This is a genomic window from Solimonas aquatica (assembly GCF_900111015.1).
GTDB lineage: Bacteria > Pseudomonadota > Gammaproteobacteria > Nevskiales > Nevskiaceae > Solimonas > Solimonas aquatica.
In genome coordinates this window covers 100,111-117,997 of the sequence record NZ_FOFS01000009.1, presented here as the reverse complement: position 1 = coordinate 117,997, position 17,887 = coordinate 100,111, and the positions used below count along the sequence as shown (strand labels likewise).

Annotated in this window: 19 protein-coding genes and 2 tRNA genes; 10 read left to right on the top strand and 11 right to left on the bottom strand. The window is 66.1% G+C overall.

Annotation, left to right across the window (positions count from 1 at the left end; translation table 11 throughout):
- Positions 1-71: 71 nt before the first annotated feature.
- Positions 72-1,328 (top strand): dicarboxylate/amino acid:cation symporter, encoded by a 1,257-nt coding sequence (locus tag BMY12_RS12230; protein ID WP_093286530.1) that lies wholly within the window; start codon positions 72-74, stop codon positions 1,326-1,328.
- Positions 1,329-1,483: 155 nt separating this feature from the next.
- Here the strand turns inward: BMY12_RS12230 and fabV are convergent, their stop codons facing one another.
- The 10 genes from fabV to BMY12_RS12180 form a co-directional block, all read right to left on the bottom strand.
- Positions 1,484-2,698 (bottom strand): enoyl-ACP reductase FabV, encoded by a 1,215-nt coding sequence (fabV, locus tag BMY12_RS12225; RefSeq protein WP_093286527.1) that lies wholly within the window; start codon positions 2,696-2,698, stop codon positions 1,484-1,486.
- Positions 2,699-2,809: 111 nt separating this feature from the next.
- Positions 2,810-3,775 carry an AgmX/PglI C-terminal domain-containing protein gene (locus BMY12_RS12220; RefSeq protein ID WP_093286524.1) on the bottom strand — a complete coding sequence of 322 codons (966 nt, stop codon included), beginning with the start codon at positions 3,773-3,775 and terminating at the stop codon, positions 2,810-2,812.
- On the bottom strand, positions 3,772-4,278 hold the full coding sequence (locus BMY12_RS12215; RefSeq protein ID WP_093286521.1) for an ExbD/TolR family protein: 507 nt from the start codon (positions 4,276-4,278) through the stop codon (positions 3,772-3,774). Before BMY12_RS12215 ends, BMY12_RS12220 begins: the two co-directional genes overlap by 4 nt.
- A complete protein-coding gene (locus tag BMY12_RS12210; RefSeq protein ID WP_245732479.1) occupies positions 4,275-4,796 on the bottom strand; it encodes an ExbD/TolR family protein in 522 nt (173 codons plus the stop codon). Before BMY12_RS12210 ends, BMY12_RS12215 begins: the two co-directional genes overlap by 4 nt.
- 25 nt (positions 4,797-4,821) lie before the next feature.
- Positions 4,822-5,454 carry a MotA/TolQ/ExbB proton channel family protein gene (locus BMY12_RS12205; protein WP_093286515.1) on the bottom strand — a complete coding sequence of 211 codons (633 nt, stop codon included), beginning with the start codon at positions 5,452-5,454 and terminating at the stop codon, positions 4,822-4,824.
- Between the two features lie 64 nt (positions 5,455-5,518).
- Positions 5,519-5,887, bottom strand: a complete 369-nt coding sequence (locus BMY12_RS12200) for a hypothetical protein (protein WP_093286513.1) — start codon at positions 5,885-5,887, stop codon at positions 5,519-5,521.
- A complete protein-coding gene (locus BMY12_RS12195; RefSeq protein WP_245732478.1) occupies positions 5,884-6,531 on the bottom strand; it encodes a tetratricopeptide repeat protein in 648 nt (215 codons plus the stop codon). Before BMY12_RS12195 ends, BMY12_RS12200 begins: the two co-directional genes overlap by 4 nt.
- Positions 6,515-9,391, bottom strand: a complete 2,877-nt coding sequence (locus BMY12_RS12190; protein WP_093286510.1) for a tetratricopeptide repeat protein — start codon at positions 9,389-9,391, stop codon at positions 6,515-6,517. The genes BMY12_RS12195 and BMY12_RS12190 overlap by 17 nt, the downstream gene beginning before the upstream one ends.
- Complete coding sequence (locus BMY12_RS12185) at positions 9,384-11,234, bottom strand: tetratricopeptide repeat protein (RefSeq protein WP_143068946.1); 1,851 nt, start codon at positions 11,232-11,234, stop codon at positions 9,384-9,386. The genes BMY12_RS12190 and BMY12_RS12185 overlap by 8 nt, the downstream gene beginning before the upstream one ends.
- The gene (locus tag BMY12_RS12180) at positions 11,231-11,749 is read right to left on the bottom strand and encodes a hypothetical protein (RefSeq protein ID WP_093286505.1); all 519 of its coding nucleotides are present in this window, start codon (positions 11,747-11,749) and stop codon (positions 11,231-11,233) included. The genes BMY12_RS12185 and BMY12_RS12180 overlap by 4 nt, the downstream gene beginning before the upstream one ends.
- Positions 11,750-12,234: 485 nt before the next feature.
- Here BMY12_RS12180 and BMY12_RS12175 point away from each other — a divergent pair, with 485 nt between their 5' ends.
- The 3 genes from BMY12_RS12175 (at position 12,235) to BMY12_RS12165 (ending at position 12,719) form a co-directional block, all read left to right on the top strand.
- The gene (locus BMY12_RS12175; protein WP_093286502.1) at positions 12,235-12,507 is read left to right on the top strand and encodes an HU family DNA-binding protein; all 273 of its coding nucleotides are present in this window, start codon (positions 12,235-12,237) and stop codon (positions 12,505-12,507) included.
- Between the two features lie 47 nt (positions 12,508-12,554).
- Positions 12,555-12,630: transfer RNA gene (locus tag BMY12_RS12170), tRNA-Val, on the top strand.
- Positions 12,631-12,642: 12 nt separating this feature from the next.
- Positions 12,643-12,719, top strand: a tRNA-Asp gene (locus BMY12_RS12165).
- A 72-nt stretch (positions 12,720-12,791) separates the two neighbouring features.
- Here BMY12_RS12165 and BMY12_RS12160 read toward each other — a convergent pair.
- The gene (locus tag BMY12_RS12160; protein ID WP_093286500.1) at positions 12,792-13,157 is read right to left on the bottom strand and encodes a rhodanese-like domain-containing protein; all 366 of its coding nucleotides are present in this window, start codon (positions 13,155-13,157) and stop codon (positions 12,792-12,794) included.
- Positions 13,158-13,241: 84 nt separating this feature from the next.
- On the opposite strand from BMY12_RS12160, the gene BMY12_RS12155 reads away from it, so the two are divergent.
- From BMY12_RS12155 to BMY12_RS12130, 6 genes are read left to right on the top strand one after another with little or no spacing between them, the layout of a single operon-like run.
- Entirely contained in the window at positions 13,242-14,018 is a 777-nt protein-coding gene (locus BMY12_RS12155) for an SDR family oxidoreductase (protein WP_093286497.1), read from the top strand.
- 29 nt (positions 14,019-14,047) lie between these two features.
- Positions 14,048-14,839, top strand: a complete 792-nt coding sequence (locus BMY12_RS12150) for an alpha/beta hydrolase (protein ID WP_093286495.1) — start codon at positions 14,048-14,050, stop codon at positions 14,837-14,839.
- Positions 14,826-15,587: a DUF3450 domain-containing protein gene (locus BMY12_RS12145; RefSeq protein WP_093286492.1), complete on the top strand. Its 762-nt coding sequence runs from the start codon at positions 14,826-14,828 to the stop codon at positions 15,585-15,587. Before BMY12_RS12150 ends, BMY12_RS12145 begins: the two co-directional genes overlap by 14 nt.
- Positions 15,584-16,954 carry a MotA/TolQ/ExbB proton channel family protein gene (locus BMY12_RS12140; protein WP_093286490.1) on the top strand — a complete coding sequence of 457 codons (1,371 nt, stop codon included), beginning with the start codon at positions 15,584-15,586 and terminating at the stop codon, positions 16,952-16,954. The genes BMY12_RS12145 and BMY12_RS12140 overlap by 4 nt, the downstream gene beginning before the upstream one ends.
- Positions 16,941-17,471, top strand: coding sequence for a MotA/TolQ/ExbB proton channel family protein (locus tag BMY12_RS12135; protein ID WP_093286488.1), 531 nt, complete (start codon positions 16,941-16,943; stop codon positions 17,469-17,471). Before BMY12_RS12140 ends, BMY12_RS12135 begins: the two co-directional genes overlap by 14 nt.
- A complete protein-coding gene (locus BMY12_RS12130) occupies positions 17,472-17,885 on the top strand; it encodes an ExbD/TolR family protein (protein ID WP_093286485.1) in 414 nt (137 codons plus the stop codon).
- The last annotated feature ends 2 nt before the right edge of the window (positions 17,886-17,887 follow it).

The window sequence follows — 17,887 nt, the reverse complement described above, 5'->3', positions numbered from 1 at the left end:
CCGGCAGCCTCACCCGGGCCGTTCATGGTTCAATGCCATGAACGGCCTTTTTCTTTGCACGCGGGGATGACATGAAACTGCACTGGCAAATCCTGCTGGCGCTGCTGGCGGCGGTGGCGGTCGGCAAGCTGGCCGGACCGCAGCCCGGGCTGATCCAGATCTGCGAGTTTCTCGGCACGCTGTTTCTCAACGCCCTGAAGATGATCATCGTGCCGCTGATCATCGCCTCCATCATCAGCGGCGTGTCCTCGCTCAGCGGCCAGGCCCTGGGCCGCATCGGCCTGGGCACGCTGATCTATTACCTGGGCACCGGCCTGATTGCGATCTGCACCGGCCTGCTGCTGGTGAACCTGATCGTGCCCGGTGTGGTGAACGGTGTGCCGGCCGGCCAGCTGATGGGCTTGTCCGACGATGCCCGCGCGGTGGCCGCCAACATCGAGAGCAGGAGCGGCGCCGGCGAACTCTTGAAAGTGTTTTATCTGATGTTCCCGCCCAACATCTTCGCCGCGATTTCCGAAGGGCAGATGCTGGGCATCGTCTGCTTCGCCATGCTCTACGGCTTCTTCGTCGCGCGCCTGCCGCAGCTGGCCGGCGATACCCAGCGCGCGTTCTGGAGCGGCGCCTACCAGACCATGGCCGACATCACCGGCCTGATCATGCGCTTTGCGCCGATTGGCGTGTTCGGTCTGGTGACCAAGGTGGTGGCGCAGACTGGCTTTGAAGCCGTGCGACCGCTGATGCTGTTCTTCTTCACGGTGATCGCGGGCCTGGCAGTGCACGCCCTGATCACGCTGCCCATCGTGCTGCGGCTGATTGCGGGGGTGTCGCCGCTGCGGCATTTCCAGGCCATGGCGCCGGCCCTGCTCACGGCGTTTTCCACCAGTTCATCCGGCGCGACCCTGCCGGTCACCGTGGAATGCATGGAGAAGCGCGCGAAAGTGCCCAACCGCATCACCGGCTTCGTGCTGCCGGTGGGCGCCAACGTCAACACCGACGGCAGCGCGCTGTATGAGTGCGTGGCGGCGATGTTCATCGCCCAGGCCTATGGCGTGCACCTGGGCGTGGCGGCGCAGTTCTCGGTGGTGCTGATCGCTTTGCTCAGCTCCATCGGCGTCGCCGGCATTCCCTCGGCGAGCCTGGTGGCGATCGTGCTGATCCTCAATGCCGTCGGCGTGCCGCTGGAAGGCCTGGGCCTGATTCTGGCCGTGGACCGCGTGCTCGACATGTGCCGCACCACGGTCAATGTGCTGGGCGATTCGGTCTGCACCGTGACCGTGGCCAGGCTCAATGGCGAGCACGGCGTGCTGGCGGAACCGGTGCGGGCGTAAGCGGGGTTTTCAGGACTCACGCGCAGGCGCAAGGAACGCCAAGGCGCTCTTGGAGCGGCAAGCAGGGAATGAGATGAAAGCGCCCTCTCCCCCGCGAAACCGGGGGAGAGGGGCTGGCCGCCGCAGGCGCGCGGCAGCTGCGCGGGCTGTTGCGCTTACTCCGCGCTCAGCGCGATGCAGTCGAAGCTCACATCCGGATTCACGTCGGCGTTGTAGTCCACATCGCTGCGAGTGAAGCCGAACAGCTTGAGGAACTCCTGCTTGTAGCTCGCATAGTCGGTGAGCTGGAACAGGTTCTCGGTGGTGACCTGCGGCCACAGTGTCTTGCAGGCGCTCTGCACGTCTTCGCGCAGTTCCCAGTCGTCCAGACGCACACGGTTTTCCTCGTCGCTGGCGGCCGGCTGGCCGTCGGGGCGATAGAGGAAATCGCGGAACAGGCGGTTGAGCTGTTCGATGGTGCCTTCGTGCAGGCCCTTCTGCTTCATGATCTTGTAGACCATGGAGATGTACAGCGGCATCACCGGAATCGCGGCGCTGGCCTGGGTGACCACGGACTTGAGCACCGCCACCTGCGCGCCGCCGCCGCTGGCCTTGAGCCTGGCGTCGAGGCGCTGCGCGGTGGCGTCGAGGTCGGCCTTGGCCTTGCCCAGCGCGCCATGCCAGTAGATCGGCCAGGTGATGTCGGTGCCGATGTAGCTGAAGGCCAGGGTGCGGGCCTTGGGCGCCAGCACGCCGGCAGCCGACAGCGCATCGATCCACAGCTGCCAGTCCTGGCCGCCCATCACCGTCACGGTGTCGGCGATTTCCTGTTCGGTGGCGGGCTCCACTGAAGCCTGGATGATGCTGTCCTTGTTGGTGTCGATGGCGGTGGCGGTGTAGACCTGTCCGATGGGCTTGAGCGCGGAACGCTTCAGCTCGCCGGTGTCCGGCAGCTTGCGCACCGGCGAGGCCAGCGAGTAGATCACCAGATCGACCTGGCCGCCCATCTCGGTCTTGATCAGCTCGATGACCTTGGCGCGCGCTTCGTTGGAGAAGGCATCGCCGTTGATCGAGCGGCTGTACAGGCCCTTGGCCTTGGCGAACTTGTCGAAGGCCGCCGAGTTGTACCAGCCGGCGGTGCCGGGCTTCTTGTCGCTGCCGGGCTTCTCGAAGAACACGCCCAGCGTGTCGGCGCCGAAACCAAAGGCGGCGGTGATGCGCGCCGCCAGGCCATAGCCGCTGGAGGCGCCGATCACCAGCACCTTCTTCGGGCCGTCAGTGCGGACACCGCGTGCGACGGTGGCCTGGATCTGCTCCTGCACATTGTGCTCGCAGCCCAGCGGGTGAGTGGTGGTGCAGATGAAACCACGGACCTTGGGTTGAATGATCATGGGCTTGTATTCCTCTTGTTCTGTCTTGCGTGCCCAGGCGCCCGCCCGGCGCTGGCCCGCCAGTGAAAAAAGGCGCCGGTGTGGGCCGGCGCCTTGTCGAATCCGCTTCTGCTACGACGGCAGGAAGTTGATCGGATAGTTGGGATAGGTGTACGGCGGCACGTCCTTGGGGCCGAAGTTCAGCAGCAGCACGCGCTGAATCACCTTGCGCTCCAGTTCCGCGTCGTTGAAGGTGCTGGATACCAGATGGCAGTCGGTCACCGAGCCATTGGGCGCGATGGTCAGACTGACCACGATCTTGCCGGCGCTGATGTTCGGATTCTCACGCATCGCACGGTTGAAGATCGCGTAGAACGCGCCCTTGTTGCGGTCGAAGGTGAGCTGAATCTCCTCCAGCGTGCGGCCCGGCAGCAGCTTGTCGCCGGCCTGACCCGGCAGCGTCTTGTCGGGGCCCGCGCCCTTGGGCGCTTCCACCACCGAGGTGCGACGCTGGCCGATGCCGGAGCCCGACTGCAGACGGCGCTCGTCGCCGGTGCCGGTGGCGCCGATGCCGCCGGAGGCACGCGAGGCACTGGCGGCGAAGGCGGCGGTCGAACCACCGGTGGCGCCGGTGCCGGCCTGCGCGGTGATGCGGTTGGCGCTCTGCGGCGTGTCCAGACCGCTCAGGGTCTGATCGCGCAGCGCGGCCAGCTGATCGGCCATCGCCAGCACGCCGGACTGCTGCGCCACGGTGCGCGCCTGCTGCTGCAGCTCGGCCTGCGTGGGCTGCGGCTTGACCTGCGGCTCGGGCGTGGGCTTGGGCGAAGGCTTGGGCTCCACCGGCTTCTTGCTGTCTTCCTTTTCCGGCTTGGGCTCTTCGACCTGTTCGGCCTTGGGCGCCTCGGGAATGATGTTGACGTAGCGTTCCTGCACGGTATCGCCGCCGCCGCGCTGCACGCCGGCGAGCTGCAGCTTGGTGATGATCACTGCCAGCACCACGAACAGCAGCAGGACGATGCGGGAGGTGCGGCGGAAGCGGCGGTCGGCCTGTTCGCTGAAATCCCAGCCGTCGAGCGGGGTGACGAAGGTGGCGCTCACGAGGCACCTCCCTTCTTCTCGACGACCGTCAGCGCGATCTTGGCGTAGCGCGCATCGGTGCAGGTGGCCATGACCTTCTTCAGCACGGCGTAGGGGATGGCCTTGTCGGCCATGATGTTGATGTCGCCGCGCGTGATCACGTCCGGCTGCGCCTCGTTACGCTGCAGCGGCGCGCGCAACAGCTCGCCCTTGAGCGCATCGAGCACATTGCCCGGCGCGGCCTGCGCCTCATCGGTGCCCATGATGCGTACGTTGTCGACCAGGATGTCGGCCTTGGTGATCATGACCACGGACGTCTGCTTGGGCTGCTCCTTGACCACCGACTTGGGCAGCTGCAGGGCATTGGGGCTGGGCAGGACTTCGACGGTCAGGGCGCTGACCAGCAGGTAGAAGACCAGGATCGCGAAGATGTCGATCAGCGAGACGACGTTCATCTCCACTTCGTGGCCGGCGATGCGCACCTTGCGCTGCGCACGCTTGGCGGAACGGTTGTTCGGCCTCATGGCTTGGCTCCGGCGGCGTCGCCCAGGGAGATGTTGGGGAACATCTCGGTGCGCGCGGCCACGCTACCGGCATCCAGCGGCGCATAGCGCGCGGCGTCCATCACGTGGATCAGATCGTCGTAGGGAATGTCGGGCTCGAGCAGCAGCGTCACGGTGTTTTCGCCCGGCGCGCTGGCCTTGATCTGCGCCAGCAGCTTGCCCAGGGCGTCGAGGTCATAGCCTTCGGCGGTGTTGGGCAGCTGGCGCAGTCCGCCGTTGCGGTCCGACACTTCCAGGCCCTTGTGGCGCAGCGTGATCGAGAGCTGCAGCGGTGGCTTGTCCGGCACGATCTTCTGATCGGGCGAGGGCAGGTTGAGCTTGACCACGTTGAGCTTGGCGGCGGTGATCGAGGAGCTGACCAGCAGGAAGAACACCAGCACGGCGAACACGTCGATCATCGACACGATGTTCAGCGACACCGCACGCGCGCGCATGCGCAGATGGCGCTCCAGCCGGCGTGTTTTGCGGGAAACTTTCATCCGGGAACCCCGGTGGTCCGGGCGCTTACTTGCGCGCGGCGGCCGCGCTGACCAGCTTGGCGCAGGCGGCTTCGAGGCTGTCGATCAGTTCCGTGGTCTTGGCCTGCAGCCAGGCGTGCACCAGCAGCGTCGGGATCGCCACCAGCAGACCGAAGGCCGTGCAGTTCATGGCCTCGGAAATGCCGCGCGAGAGCAGATCGGCCTTTTCCGTGGGGTCGGCATTGCCCAGCGCCGCGAAGGCGCCGATCAGGCCCATGACCGTGCCCAGCAGGCCCAGCAGCGTGGACATGTTGGAGAAGGTGGCCAGATAGTGGGTGCGCTTTTCCACGGCCGGCAGCACTTCCATCAGCGCTTCTTCGGTGGCGGTTTCCAGCTCATTGCGGTGCGCGTCGATCTTGGCCTGCGCCACGCCGGCGGCGAGGATGCGGCCCACGGCGGTTTCCGAACCGGCGGTGGCGCGCTCCACGGCGGCCAGATCGCTCTTGGCCAGCAGCGGCGAGACGTCCTTCCAGACGCGGCGGTTCTCACGCTCCACCTTGCCCAGGAACAGCAGGCGCTCCAGCGCGATCGCGATGCTCAGCGCCAGCACGGCGGCGATCGGGTACATCATGAAGCCGCCCTTCTGGAAGAAGTGAAGAATGGTGGCGAAGAAATCCATGGCTTTGTTCCTCGAAAAAAATCTGTTGTCGTTACGTTTGTGAGGGGGGAAGGTCGGCGGCGTGCTAGCGTGCGGCCGGCGTCACCAGGCCCTTTTTCTTGAGTTCGGCGGAAAGGGCATCGTAATAATCAATCTGGCGCTGGAAAACCGTCTTGTCGAGCGGCAGCAGCTTTTCCTGCAAGAGCCTTGCCGGGCGGTCGATGTCCTTCTCGGCCGCCGCATCGCGCCAGGGCGTGATGTACAGGCCGATGGGCGACTCGCGTTCGCCGACGATGGTGGTGCCGGCACCGCCGCCGCCTTCGTCGGCCGCCGGCGGGCTGGCAGGCGGCGGCGTGGCGCCGGGCTGCAGGCCGCTGATGGCGGGCATTTCGTTCTGCGCGGCGGCGGCCAGCGGCGCCAGCAGCAGCAGGGCGTAAAACCGGGAGCGGCTCATGGCTGGTTTCCTGGCTTGGCGGCCGGCGCAGCCGGCGCGGGATTGGCGGCCTGCAACTCGGCGATCCAGGCCATGCTGCGCAGATCCTGCTTGCCCAGCGCCTGCTGGTACTGCTGGTACTGGGCGATGGCCTCCTGCGGCCGCTTCAGATACTGATCGAGCAGAATGCCGTAGTTCAGATGCACCAGCGGATCGTTGGCATTGGCCTTGAGCGCCTGCTCGTAGGCGTTCTGGGCCTGGGCATAGTTGCCGGCTTCGCGGTATTCGATGCCCAGCCAGTTCCAGGCCACGGCATTGTCGGGCTTGAGCTGCGCGGCACGGGCCAGGGCCTGGATCGCGGCGTCGCGGCGCTTGGTCTTGGCGTAGATGATGCCCAGATTGGTCCAGGGACCGCTGGCATTGGGCTGATCCTTGGCCAGATCCTGGAAGGCTTTCTCGGCCTCGGCGTTCTGGCCGTTCTTCATCAGTTCCAGGGCCGCGGTGAAGCGCGCCTGCGGGCTGGCGGCCGGACTCACCGGCGCCGCGGCCTGCGGCGCGCCGGCTCCGCTGCCGGCCGGCTCCGGCTGGGTCGGGTTGCTGCGGCAGGCGCCGAGCAGCGCCAGCAGCAGCAGCGCGGGCAGCAAGGGTTTAGTTGAGGCTTTCATAACGATCCTGGCCCTGCTCATGCTTGCCGTAGCGCGCCGGGGCGAGCACCACCAGCGCCTGCAGGCTCTTGGCGATCCAGCCGTCGTAGACGCCCTTGGCGATGCGCTGCAGATTGGTTTCGTAAGTCTGGATGGCTTTTTCCTCGAAGGGATTGGCCTGCTCTTCCAGCAGCAGGTTGTACTGCTCCAGTTCCAGCTCCGAGAGCTTCTTGGGACGCTCGGAATCCATCAGCGCGCGGGCGAAGGTCTGGTACAGCGCACCGGTCTCGTACGTGGCGGCGGTGGCGACATCCACGAAGCCGTAGCTGGCGGCCTTGTTGAACCAGTTCAGCGACTGCTCCATGGCCTGCTTGCGTTGCGGCAGGCTCTTCTCCAGCGGCGCGGTCAGCGCGATGGTCTTGGTCTGCAGCGCGGCGATGCGGCCCAGTTCCAGCGCGGACTTGGCGGCCAGGGCCTTGGAACGGTCGGTGGCGCGGGCGCCGGCCGAATCGTTGAAGGCGATCTGCTCGCGCAGCGCGTTGTTCAGGCGCGTCGGATCGCCGCTGGCGCGGGCGTAGTCGAGCAGGCGGCCGTGCGCCTCGGTGGCGCGGTCGAAGGAGCCGGTGAAATTCTTCAGGTAGAAGTCGTAGGCCGCAGCGGCATCGGCGTCGGACTTGCCTTGATCGAACAGCGAGGCCGACAGCCAGGCCGCTTCCTCGCGGGTGGCCGGCGCTTCGCTGCCGCGACGCGCGATGCGTGAATAGGCCTGCGCGGCCTGCAGCGGCTTGTTGTCCTTCTGGTAGGCCACGGCCAGCTTCTTGTCGACGTCGGCTTCCAGGGCGTGGCCCGGGAACAGGCGGCGGAAGTTTTCCAGCACGCCCTCGGCCTTGGGCCAGTCTTCCAGGGCGAGCAGGGCGGTGGCACCGTCGAACTCGGCGGTGGCGCGGATCTTCGCCTGGGGCGTGATCTGGCCGACGCGCAGGAAGTGATAGGCCGCGGTCTTCATGTCCTCGGCGGCGCGGGCGGCCTCACCCTGCTTGTAGATGGCCGCCGCCAGCTGATCGCCGATCTCGATGCGACGCTGCGCCATGCCCGCCGGCGTGAGCTTGAGCTCCTCGCTGAAGGCCTGTTCGGCCTGCGGATAGTGCTGCTGCGCGAACTGCGAGTCGCCGGTGACGCTCCAGGCCAGACGCTGCTGGTCGGGCGTGACGTTGCCGCTGCCGTGAATCACGCGCTCGGCCACGGCGATGGCCTGATCGTAATCCTTGAGCTCGTAGTAGTCCTCGGCGGTCTGCGTCAGCACCGCATAGCGCTGCACATGATTCGGGAACTGCTCGGCGAGCTTGAGGCTCTCGGCGATGGCCAGCTTCAGGGCCTCGGCGCGCTGCGCGGCCGGCACTTCCTTGGCATAGCGCTGATAAGCCTGCACCGCCGCATAGGCGGCTTCCGGCGCCTTGACGTGGGCGCGGTAGTCGTACGCGGTCTTGCTGTACTGCTGCGCGGCTTCCAGGGTGCGGCCGCCGTCGAGCAGGGCGTCGCCCAGCAGCAGATTGATCTCCGGCAGCTTCCCGTCCTGCGGATACAGCGCGATCAGGCGGCGGTACCAGTTGGCGGCGGTGAGGAACTCGGCCGGCGGCGGCGTGCCGGCGGCGGCAGCCTTGGCCTTGGCCTGCGCGGTGGCGTGGTAGTACCTGGCCACGTCTTCCAGATGCGCGCGCAGGGCCTTCATCACCTCTTCGGTGGGCGGCTTGCCCTGCCAGTACGGCGCACTGGGGTCGTATGTCGTGGCGTAGCGTTCCTTCTCCTTGATGCTCAGCTCGGAGAAGCCGCCCTTGTCATAAGCGGCGATGACGCGGGTCTGGAAGGCCGGCGCCAGCGCGGAAGCCGGGTAGCGCGTGATGAAGGCGGCCGAGGCCTGCGCGGCGTCGGTGTAGCGCTTCTTCTCCAGCAGCGAATCGCCCAGGGCCGCGTAGACCAGGGGATAGAAGCGCGGATCGCCATGCTTGCCCAGGTATTCGTTGAGCGCACTGCCACCGCCCAGCGAGGCCAGCGACAGCGTGACCACGCGCAGCGAATCGCGGGCGAGGTCGAATTTTTCCTTGGCGACGCCGGCCAGGGCCGCATCCGGATCGGTGGTGGTGCCCGGCGGCAGCTCGCGATCGAGAATGTCGAAGAAGGTGGCGATGGCCGGTTCGTACTTGGACTGCTTGTACAGCGCCCAGCCGTACTTGTACTGCGCAGACTGGAAGAAGGGCGTTTCGTCCTTCAGATCCATGACCGTGCGGTACTCGGTTTCGGCTTCGGCGTAGCGGCTGGTGGCGAACAGCAGCTCGGCGCGGCGGAAATGCGCATCGCCGGCCAGATCCGACTTGGGCAGCTTGGCGCTCAGCTGCGCCAGGGTGCCGATCGCCGCGTCGATATCACCCAGGCTCTGCTGCGCGCGCGCCAGCTGGTAATAGATGCGATCGTTCTTGCTGTCGTTGGGATGGTCTTCCAGCAACTTCTTGTAGAGCACCACCGAGCCGTGCAGATTCTTTTCGGCTTCCGGCGTGCTGCCGTTGGCGTCGGCCATCTGCACCTGCAGGTCGGCGATGCGGCGCGCCGCCTCGTCCTGCGTATCGCCATCGGGGCGCAGCGCCAGCAGCTCGCGGTAATTGTCGACCGCCTTCTTGGGGTCGGCGGCAATCTCCTGCGATTTGACGATGGGCAGGGTCTCCGGCGCCGGCTGTGCCTGGCGGCCGATGGTCTTGCCGATCGGGGGCGCCGCCTTCTTGACGAAGTCGGGGCTGGAGCAGGACGCCAGCAGCATCGCCGCCTGGGCGATGGCAGCCAGCTTCCACAGGCCACGCGACGAGGCGGCTCGGCGCTGGGTTTCAGTCATTGTCGAGTTGACCTTTCTGCTGACGGTCATAGAGGCGGGCCAGGGCGAAGCGGGCCTCGATCAGATAGCGCTCGATCTGGCGGCGCTGGCCATCGAGCTCCTGCATGGCCATGGCTTCCAGCAGGCCGGCCTGCTGCGTGGCGGTGGCGCTGAGCTGCTGATGCAGATTGTTGAGACGGCTGCGCAGCACGTTGACGCGCTCATAAGGGCCATTGAAGCGCGCCGGCGCACCGCCCAGGCTCAGCTGCGGCGTGAGCATGTCATTGGCTTCGACGCGCTGGTTGTAGCTGCCCGGCGCGACGATGTTGCTGTCCAGCTGCAGGCCGATGGTGGTGCCGGCATAAGGCGGATCGACATCACGCAGCACCCGCTGCACCAGGGCATCGGCATCCGCCGGCTGCTGATCGCGGGCGGCGTACTCGGTCTGGATCAGATCCAGACGGCGGCGCCAGCCCTGCACATTGCGGTCGAGCATGCGCAGATCGCGATAGTTCTTCAGACCTTCCTGGAAGCGGTGCTCGCCGAGTAGTGACTGCAGGAAATAGGTTTCCGGCGCATCGGGCAGGTCGCGCAGCTTCCAGTTCCAGCCGGATTCGGCATCGGCGTCGCGGCGCACGATGGTTTCCACCATGCGGCCGGCCTTGATCGAGCGCTGCGCATCGTCCATGCGCTTGCGCGCCTGTTCCAGCACGCCGACGGCCTTCTCATAGAACTGCAGGGCCTGCGCGTGCGCGCCGAGCTGATCGAGCGTGTAGGGGATGGCCAGCCAGGCTTCCTGCACCGCCGGGTCCATCGGATCGCGCTGGATCAGCACCACCCAGGGCACCAGCGCGCGCTTCAGGATGGCTTCGGTGTCGCCCTTGCTCTTGCGCAGACGGAAACTGCCCAGGCCGATGCCGACGCGGTCGAAGACATCGTTGTCGAGAAAGCCCGGACGGATCAGCACGCCCAGCGTGGAGAAGGTGGTGTAACCCTTCTTGTCGGAGTTCTTGTCGTCGGCGCTGTCCTGCTTGCGCAGACGCTCGCCCTGCGGTGCCAGCTCCGCCCAGCCCAGGCCCAGCAGCGCGCGATTGGCAAACGGGCCTTCACTGCTGACACGCGAGAGGATGGGCGCGGCGGTGCCGCCCTGACGCGACTGCAGGAACTGCCAGCCGAGACTGAGATTGGCGCGATCACGCAGCGACAGTTCCAGGGCGTTGTCGGGATCGCGCAGCCCCACCTTGTCGAGCACGGTCTGGCCCTGCGCGATGCGGCCTTCGTTGAGCAGCGCGACACCGAGGTTGAAGCGCGTGAACGGCGACTGGTCGGAAGCGTTGTCTTCCTTGGTCAGCACGTCGATGGCTTCGCCATAGCGGCGCTCCGACATCAGCACGCGCACCAGCAGGTCCTGCCACTCCGGCAGCATGTCCTTGGGCAGCTTGTCGCGCATGCGATAGAGCGTGGCGCGTGACTCGGCGGCATAGCCGCGCTGGAAGTCGAACTCGGCCAGACGCAGGAAGCTCTGCGCCAGCTGCTTCTTGTCGACACTGCTGCCGAGCAGGCTGCGATACAGGGACTCGGCGCGGTCACGCATGCCGAAGCCCAGATAATTGTTGGCCAGTTCCAGCCGGTATTCCGGCGACAGCTGCAGCGGGTCCTTGCCCTGCGCGATTTCCTGCAGCTCGACGATGGCCGAGAAATAACGCTGGTCGGCACCCAGGAAGCGCGCCAGCTGCACCTGCGGGTCCTTGTCGCTGCCCGGCTTGTACAGCTCCACGGCCGAGGCCCAGCCGGGCAGCAGCACGCAGATCGCGGTTGCGGCGCAGAGTCCGGCGCGGCGCAGCAGGGAACGATGCGGAATCAAGGCGCGGCCCTCCACTGGCGCAGCGTCAGCCGCGGGTTGCCGCGAAAGCGGCTTTCATTGGCGATGATGAATTCCAGATCGCCGGCATAAGTGGTCTTGTCAAAACGCGCTTCGTACTGATCGCTCAGCGGCGGCTCGTCCGGCTTGGCATCGGCAAGGCGGCCACGGAAGGCAACCTTGATCTTGTGGGCACCGACTTCAGTCGAGACGCGCAGCAGACGCTGCACACTGTCCTTGTTCAGAAGCGCACGCGAGTCGTACTCGTCGTAGTGATGCACCTCGGGCTGACGGTCGTCAATTTGCACGGTGAAACTTTCCAGCAGCAGGCCGGGGACTTTCACGCGCAGATAGATATTGAGTCGCCGATAATCGGGGAGCAGGGCTTCGACTTCGGTGCTCGAGGCCTCGCGATTGAATTCGATCACCTCGTCCTTGAGCGCTTCGACACTCTGGTCGAGCTTCACCGCCTGCTCGGCGAGATCGGGCGAGGCCGGCCATGCGGCGCAGCTCGTCACTAACGCAAGGCAAACGCCTAGGGCCTTGAGGCCTCGTTTTGTCGGCATCGGCGGAAGAGTTCGGTAGGGGGCAGCGAGTGTAGCAAATGCGCGTCGGACAGGACGCTCCTTACGTAGTGTCCAGGCTTTGACGATGAACCTGCAATGCGCTGATGTCTGTAGCCGGGGGCGGAACGGATCGGCGGCGGCTTTATGCGGACGAACGGCCAGCTGCGCCGGGCTGCTCGGAGCACCGCCGAGCGGAGCTGCGCGCGTGGCCCACCGAGGGAAATTTCTGTGTTGACGCTCGAAAACCCGCTTGATATAAAGCGCCGCGCTTCGCCATCTCAAAAGGCACCTGGGGAACCGTGCGTGCCTCATCTCCATACTTCAATTTTGCCGATGGTCGCGAAGCACGCCATTACTCTTTCCGGGACATCACAGTTTTGCCTGACAGCATGGTCGGTGATGGCCGAGTCTTCTTTAATCTGCAGGGGTCCTATTAAATGAATAAGGCTGAACTCATCAACGCGGTGGCGGACAAGTCCGATCTGTCCAAGGCCGACGCCACGCGTGCGATCGATGCCTTCTTTGAAGTTGTCGGCAAGGCGCTCAAGAAGAAGGACAAGGTGTCGCTGGTCGGCTTCGGTACCTTCCTGGTGCGCGAGCGTGCGGCTCGTACCGGCCGCAATCCGAAGACCGGCGCGACCCTGAAAATCAAGGCAAGCAAAACTCCTTCATTTAAAGCTGGTAAAGCTCTCAAGGACGCTATAAAATAGCGGTCTTTCCACGGTGAAGTGCCAAGGCGGACCCGCCAAAGCCTTCGGGGTGCTTAGCTCAGCTGGTAGAGCGTCGCCCTTACAAGGCGAATGTCGGGGGTTCGAGCCCCTCAGCACCCACCAAAAGAAAAAAGTGGAGCGGTAGTTCAGTTGGTTAGAATACCGGCCTGTCACGCCGGGGGTCGCGGGTTCGAGCCCCGTCCGCTCCGCCACTTGTTTTAGACATCAAGGCGCCTCAAACGAGGCGCCTTTTTGTTTGCCCGTGATGTCGCTGTGCCCGCGAGTTATTTTTCCACCGGCATCAGTTCCTGCAGGGCACGCCAGCCGCCGTCCACGGAGCAGACCTGCCGGTAACCCATTTTCTGCAGATTGTCCGCGGCCAGCGCCGAGCGATAACCACCACCGCAGTACAAGAACAGCGGTCGTTCAAGATCCGGGCAGAATTTTTCGATGTCGCGCTCGATGATGCCCTTGCCCAGCCACTGCGCGCCGCGCACATGACCGGCGAGATATTCCTCGTGCTCACGCACATCGATGAGCAGGGCCCCGGGTGTATCGTGCAGTGCCTGCGCCAGCTGCGTGGCGGGCAGCTCGCGAATCCTCGGGCGCACTGCCTGCACCAGGGCCAGAAAGCCGGGTGAATGATCCATCACTTCTCCTGGGGATGATTGTGGCGGCAGGGCCAAAGTCGGCGCTGACGACGCTCCGCATAATGAAGTAAAACGAGGGGAATCGTGCAAGCTCAAACCATCTTCATCACCGGTGCCGCCGCCGGCATCGGACTGCAGACCGCGCGTCTGTTTCATGCCCGCGGCTGGCAGCTGGGTGTCTACGACGTGGACGCCGCGGGTATCGAGCGGCTCAAGGCAGAGCTGGGCGAACGCGTGATCGGCGCGGCGCTCGATGTGCGCGACGCAACGGCCTTCGCCGGCGCGCTGCGGGATTTTCATGCGCGCTACGGCCGCCTGGATCTGCTGTTCAACAACGCCGGCGTGCTGGCGGTGGGCGACTTCGAAAGCATTGCCGCCGAACGCCATCAGGCCATCATCGATATCAATGTCAAAGGTGTGCTGCAGGGCTGTCTGGCGGCGCTGCCTTACCTGCGCCAGACCACCGGCAGTCGCGTGATCAACATGGCCTCGGCTTCGGCCATCTACGGCACGCCGGGCTTTGCCAGCTATTCGGCGAGCAAGTTTGCGGTGAAGGGCTTGAGCGAGGCCCTGGATATCGAATGGGCGCGTCATGGCATCCGCGTCATGGACGTGATGCCGCTGTTCGTGGCCACTCATATGGTCAGCGGTCTGGCCAGCACGCCGGACAGCGTGCGACGCCTCGGAGTACGCCTTAAGGCTGAGGACATCGCCCGGACCGTGTGGGACGCTGCGCACTGGCGGCTGTGGCGGCGCGTGCACTGGTATCCGGGTTTGCAGACGCGGCTGCTGGCGCTGGCCAACAAGCTGGCGCCGGCGCTGGCCAACCGCATCACCATCCGCAAGATCTCCGGCTATTGAAAGACGAGCGGGCAATCGGAAAAACAGGCATGGGCTATCCGGTCATTCTGATTCATGGCATGTGGGTCACGGGCGAGGCCTTCAAGCGCGTCGCGACGCTGATGAAGGCGCGGGGTTATGACTGCGTGGCGCCTTCGCTGCCGGCGCACGATGCTTCGCCCGATCAGCCGCTCAAGGTCGGCCGTCTGAGTCTCAAGGATTATCTGGCGGCGCTGGAGCGCTGCGCCGCCGAGCTGCCGGACGGGCGACCACCGATCATCATCGGTCATTCCATGGGCGGTCTGCTGGCGCAGCAGCTCGCCGCGCGCATCTCGCCGCTGGCGCTGGTGCTGCTGACGCCGGCGCCGGCCGCCGGCATCGGCCTGCTGCCACGCCGCAACATCGGGGCCTTCATGCCCTGGATGCTGCGCCGGCCGTTCTGGCGCGAAGCCTACAAGCCGGCGTTTGCGCGCGCGCAGCGCTATGCCTTCCGTGGTCTGCCGGAGGACCGGCATCGCGCCACCTACGAGGGCATGGTGCATGAATCCGGACGCGCGATTTTCGAGATCGGACTCTGGCCGCTGGATCGCCAGCATGCGGCCGCGGTGACACCGCAGCAGGTGCGCTGTCCGGTGTACGTGGTCAGCGCCGGCCGCGACTGGCTGACGCCGGCCGATCAGGTGCGCAAGACCGCCCGGCTTTATCCGCAGGCCACGCTGCGACATTATCCCGACCGCGCCCATTGGGTGATCGACGACGAGGACACCGAGGAAATGGTGCACAGCATCTGCGGCTGGCTGCGGCCGATCGAACAGAAGCAGGCTCGTCATGGCACGGCCTGAATGGCGCCTGCTGTTCGCCGCGGTGGCGGCCGTGCTCTGCGCCACGGTCTGGGCGCAGGCCGATACCGTGGGCAAGGTTCTGGATCTGACCCAGCAGTCGCAGCGCGCCGCCGCCGACTCGCAGAAACGCGTCGAACAGCTCGACGATCAGACCCGCGCGATGCTGGAACGCTATCGCGCCGCCCTCTGGCAGACGCAACAGCTCAATGCCTATGCCGAACAGCTCAACGGCCTGCTCGCCGAGCAGCAGAACGAGCTGGCTGCGCTGCAGCAGCAGTCCGCCGAGCTGGACCGCGCCGGGCAGGATCTGCTGCCGCTGATGCTGCGCATGACCGACAGCCTGGAACAGTTCATCAAGCTCGATCTGCCGTTTCTGAAGGAAGAGCGCACGCAGCGCATCGCCGCGCTCAAGCAGAGCCTGAGCGATGCGCAGCTCTCCGCCGGCGAGAAATTCCGTCGCCTGCTGGAGGCCTATCAGATCGAAATCGACTACGGCCGCAATCTGGGTGTGGAGCAGCTGCGCATCGGCGACAGCCAGATGGACGTGCTGCGCGTGGGGCGGGTGGCCTTGTATGCCCTGAGCCCGGACGGTGCCCAGGCCCAGGTCTGGGATGCGGCGGCGGCACGCTGGCAGCCCCTGCCGCGCAGTGCGCGCGCGCAGATCCGCGAGGGCATCAAGATGGCGCGTGAGCTGGCACCGGCCAATCTGCTGGAGCTGCCGGTGCCGGTGGCGGTGGCGCAGCCATGAGCCGCAAGCTTCTTCTGACGGTCTTGCTGTGTCTGCTGAGCCTGAGCGCACAGGCGGCCGCGCCCGCCAATGGCGCCGATGCCTTGCTGCGTCAGGTGCAGGAGGCGGCGGGCCAGAACGCCAAGCTCAATCAGGAACGCGAGCAGCGTTTTCTCGCCGACAAGAATCAGCAGGCGGCGCTGTTGCAGAGAGCCGAGGCGGAGCTGGCCGCGGCCAGGGCGCGCAGCGATGCGGCGCGCGCGCGCTTTGCCGCCAACCAGAAAGCCATTGCCGAACTCAAGACGCAGCTGCAGGCGCGCGCCGGTGACTATGCGCAGGTGCAGAGCGCAGTGAAGGAATCGGCCGGCGCGTTTCGCGCGCTGGCTTCCGAGTCCTTCGTCAGCGCGCAGTATCCGCAGCGCCTGGAGGCCATCAATCAGCTCGCCGACCAGAGCGGCTATCCCGGCGCCGCGCAGCTGGAAAGCTATTGGGTGGTGCTGCAGCAGGAGCTGGTGGAAGGCGGCGCGGTGCGGCGCTTCCAGGCGCCGGTGGTGGGCAGCGATGGCCAGCGCGCGCCGGCCGAGGTGCTGCGAGTGGGCAGCTTCGCGGCCTTCAGCGAGGGCCGTTATCTGATCTTCGATCCGCCCAGCGCGGCGCTGCAGGTGGTGGCGCGGCAGCCGGGCTGGCACTGGCGCAGCCTGGCCAGGGATTTCGCCGTGCAGCCTGAAGGCCTGGCGCCGATTCTGATCGATCCCACGCATGGCAGCCTGCTGGCGCAGGAAGCGCTGCGTCCCGACCTGATCGAGCGCATCCATCAGGGCGGACTGATCGCCTACGTGATCATCGTGGTCGGCATCTTCGGCGTGATCGCCGCGCTCTGGCAGCTGGCGTTCCTGCTGCGCGTCGGCCGTGCGGTGCGCGCACAGCTGCGCGATCTGGCGCAGCCGCGTCGCGACAATCCCCTGGGCCGCGTGCTCAGCGCATTCCAGGGCGACCCGGCGCGCGGCATCGAGGACGCCGAGGTGCTGGAGCTGCGCCTGTCCGAGGCCATCCTGCGCGAGATTCCGGCGCTGGAGCGCTTCCAGCCGCTGCTGCGCCTGATCGTCGCCGCCGGACCCTTGCTGGGCCTGGTGGGCACGGTCACCGGCATGATCATCACCTTCCAGGTGATTCAGGAGCAGGGCGCGGGCGATCCGCGCCTGATGGCCGGCGGCATCTCGCAGGCCATGATCACCACCGTGCTGGGCCTGGGCGTGGCGGTGCCGATGCTGTTCGTCAACGCGCTGCTGTCGGCGCGGTCGCGGGTGCTGGTGCAGATTCTCGATGAGCAGAGCGCGGGCCTGCTCGCGCGTCATCTCGAAACGCAGCGCCGCCATGAATCTGCTTGATCGCCTGCTGCTGCCGTTCACGTCCAGCGCGACGCTGATCGAGGCCGGCGGCTGGGTGCTGCCCTGGATCTTTCTCACCGCGCTGATCATGTGGACCCTGATCGCCGAGCGCTGGTGGTACTTCCGCCGGCTGTTTCCGGCGCTGCGCGCCGAGTTGCAGGCGCAGTGGCAGGCGCGCGGCGAGCATCGTTCCTGGAGCGCGCGGCAGGTGCGCGCGATGCTGATCTCGCAGGCGGCGGTGGCGATGAGTGCGCCGCTGCCGCTTTTGCGCGTCACCGTGCCGATCGCACCGCTGCTGGGATTGCTGGGCACCGTCACCGGCATGCTGGAAGTGTTCGACGGCATGCTGATTCACGGCGCTGCCGATGCGCGCAGCATGGCCTTTGGTGTTTCGCATGCGATGGTGGCCACGCTCGCGGGCCTGGTGGTCAGCGTCAGCGGCCTGTACTTCGCCAATCATTTCCAGCGCCGGGTACAGCATGAAACCGAGCTGCTGGGCGATCTGCTGAGCTACTGAATGCGCAGCCGCCGCCACACGCAGCCGCCCGAAGACACCGGCATCGATCTGGCGCCGATGCTGGATTTCGTGCTGAACCTTTTGATCTTCTTCATCATCACCAACACCTTCGTGTCCGAGGCCGGCATCCACATCGACCGGCCCAGTGCGCAGACTGCGGTGAAGGAAGAGCGCGCAAACGTGCTGGTGGCCATCGCGCCCAATGGCGAGGTCTGGACCGATGGCGCGCGCATCGACATCCGCGCCCTGCGCGCGCATCTGCAGCGCAAGCGCCAGGAAAACCCCAATGCCTCGGTGATCATCCAGGCCGACCGCGAGGCGCGCGCCGGTCTGGTGGTGGAAGCCATGGACCAGGCGCGGCTGGCGGGCTTCAAGAACGTGGCCATCGCCGCCACGCCCGTCAGCGGACCCTGAAC

Excerpts from the sequence above, each read along its gene's own strand:
- BMY12_RS12230 (WP_093286530.1), top strand. The coding sequence starts at position 72 with ATGAAACTGCACTGGCAAATCCTGCTGGCGCTGCTGGCGGCGGTGGCG.
- fabV (WP_093286527.1), bottom strand. The coding sequence starts at position 2,698 with ATGATCATTCAACCCAAGGTCCGTGGTTTCATCTGCACCACCACTCAC.
- BMY12_RS12215 (WP_093286521.1), bottom strand. The coding sequence starts at position 4,278 with ATGAGGCCGAACAACCGTTCCGCCAAGCGTGCGCAGCGCAAGGTGCGC.
- BMY12_RS12210 (WP_245732479.1), bottom strand. The coding sequence starts at position 4,796 with ATGAAAGTTTCCCGCAAAACACGCCGGCTGGAGCGCCATCTGCGCATG.
- BMY12_RS12205 (WP_093286515.1), bottom strand. The coding sequence starts at position 5,454 with ATGGATTTCTTCGCCACCATTCTTCACTTCTTCCAGAAGGGCGGCTTC.
- BMY12_RS12200 (WP_093286513.1), bottom strand. The coding sequence starts at position 5,887 with ATGAGCCGCTCCCGGTTTTACGCCCTGCTGCTGCTGGCGCCGCTGGCC.
- BMY12_RS12195 (WP_245732478.1), bottom strand. The coding sequence starts at position 6,531 with ATGAAAGCCTCAACTAAACCCTTGCTGCCCGCGCTGCTGCTGCTGGCG.
- BMY12_RS12190 (WP_093286510.1), bottom strand. The coding sequence starts at position 9,391 with ATGACTGAAACCCAGCGCCGAGCCGCCTCGTCGCGTGGCCTGTGGAAG.
- BMY12_RS12175 (WP_093286502.1), top strand. The coding sequence starts at position 12,235 with ATGAATAAGGCTGAACTCATCAACGCGGTGGCGGACAAGTCCGATCTG.
- BMY12_RS12160 (WP_093286500.1), bottom strand. The coding sequence starts at position 13,157 with ATGGATCATTCACCCGGCTTTCTGGCCCTGGTGCAGGCAGTGCGCCCG.
- BMY12_RS12150 (WP_093286495.1), top strand. The coding sequence starts at position 14,048 with ATGGGCTATCCGGTCATTCTGATTCATGGCATGTGGGTCACGGGCGAG.
- BMY12_RS12145 (WP_093286492.1), top strand. The coding sequence starts at position 14,826 with ATGGCACGGCCTGAATGGCGCCTGCTGTTCGCCGCGGTGGCGGCCGTG.
- BMY12_RS12140 (WP_093286490.1), top strand. The coding sequence starts at position 15,584 with ATGAGCCGCAAGCTTCTTCTGACGGTCTTGCTGTGTCTGCTGAGCCTG.
- BMY12_RS12135 (WP_093286488.1), top strand. The coding sequence starts at position 16,941 with ATGAATCTGCTTGATCGCCTGCTGCTGCCGTTCACGTCCAGCGCGACG.
- BMY12_RS12130 (WP_093286485.1), top strand. The coding sequence starts at position 17,472 with ATGCGCAGCCGCCGCCACACGCAGCCGCCCGAAGACACCGGCATCGAT.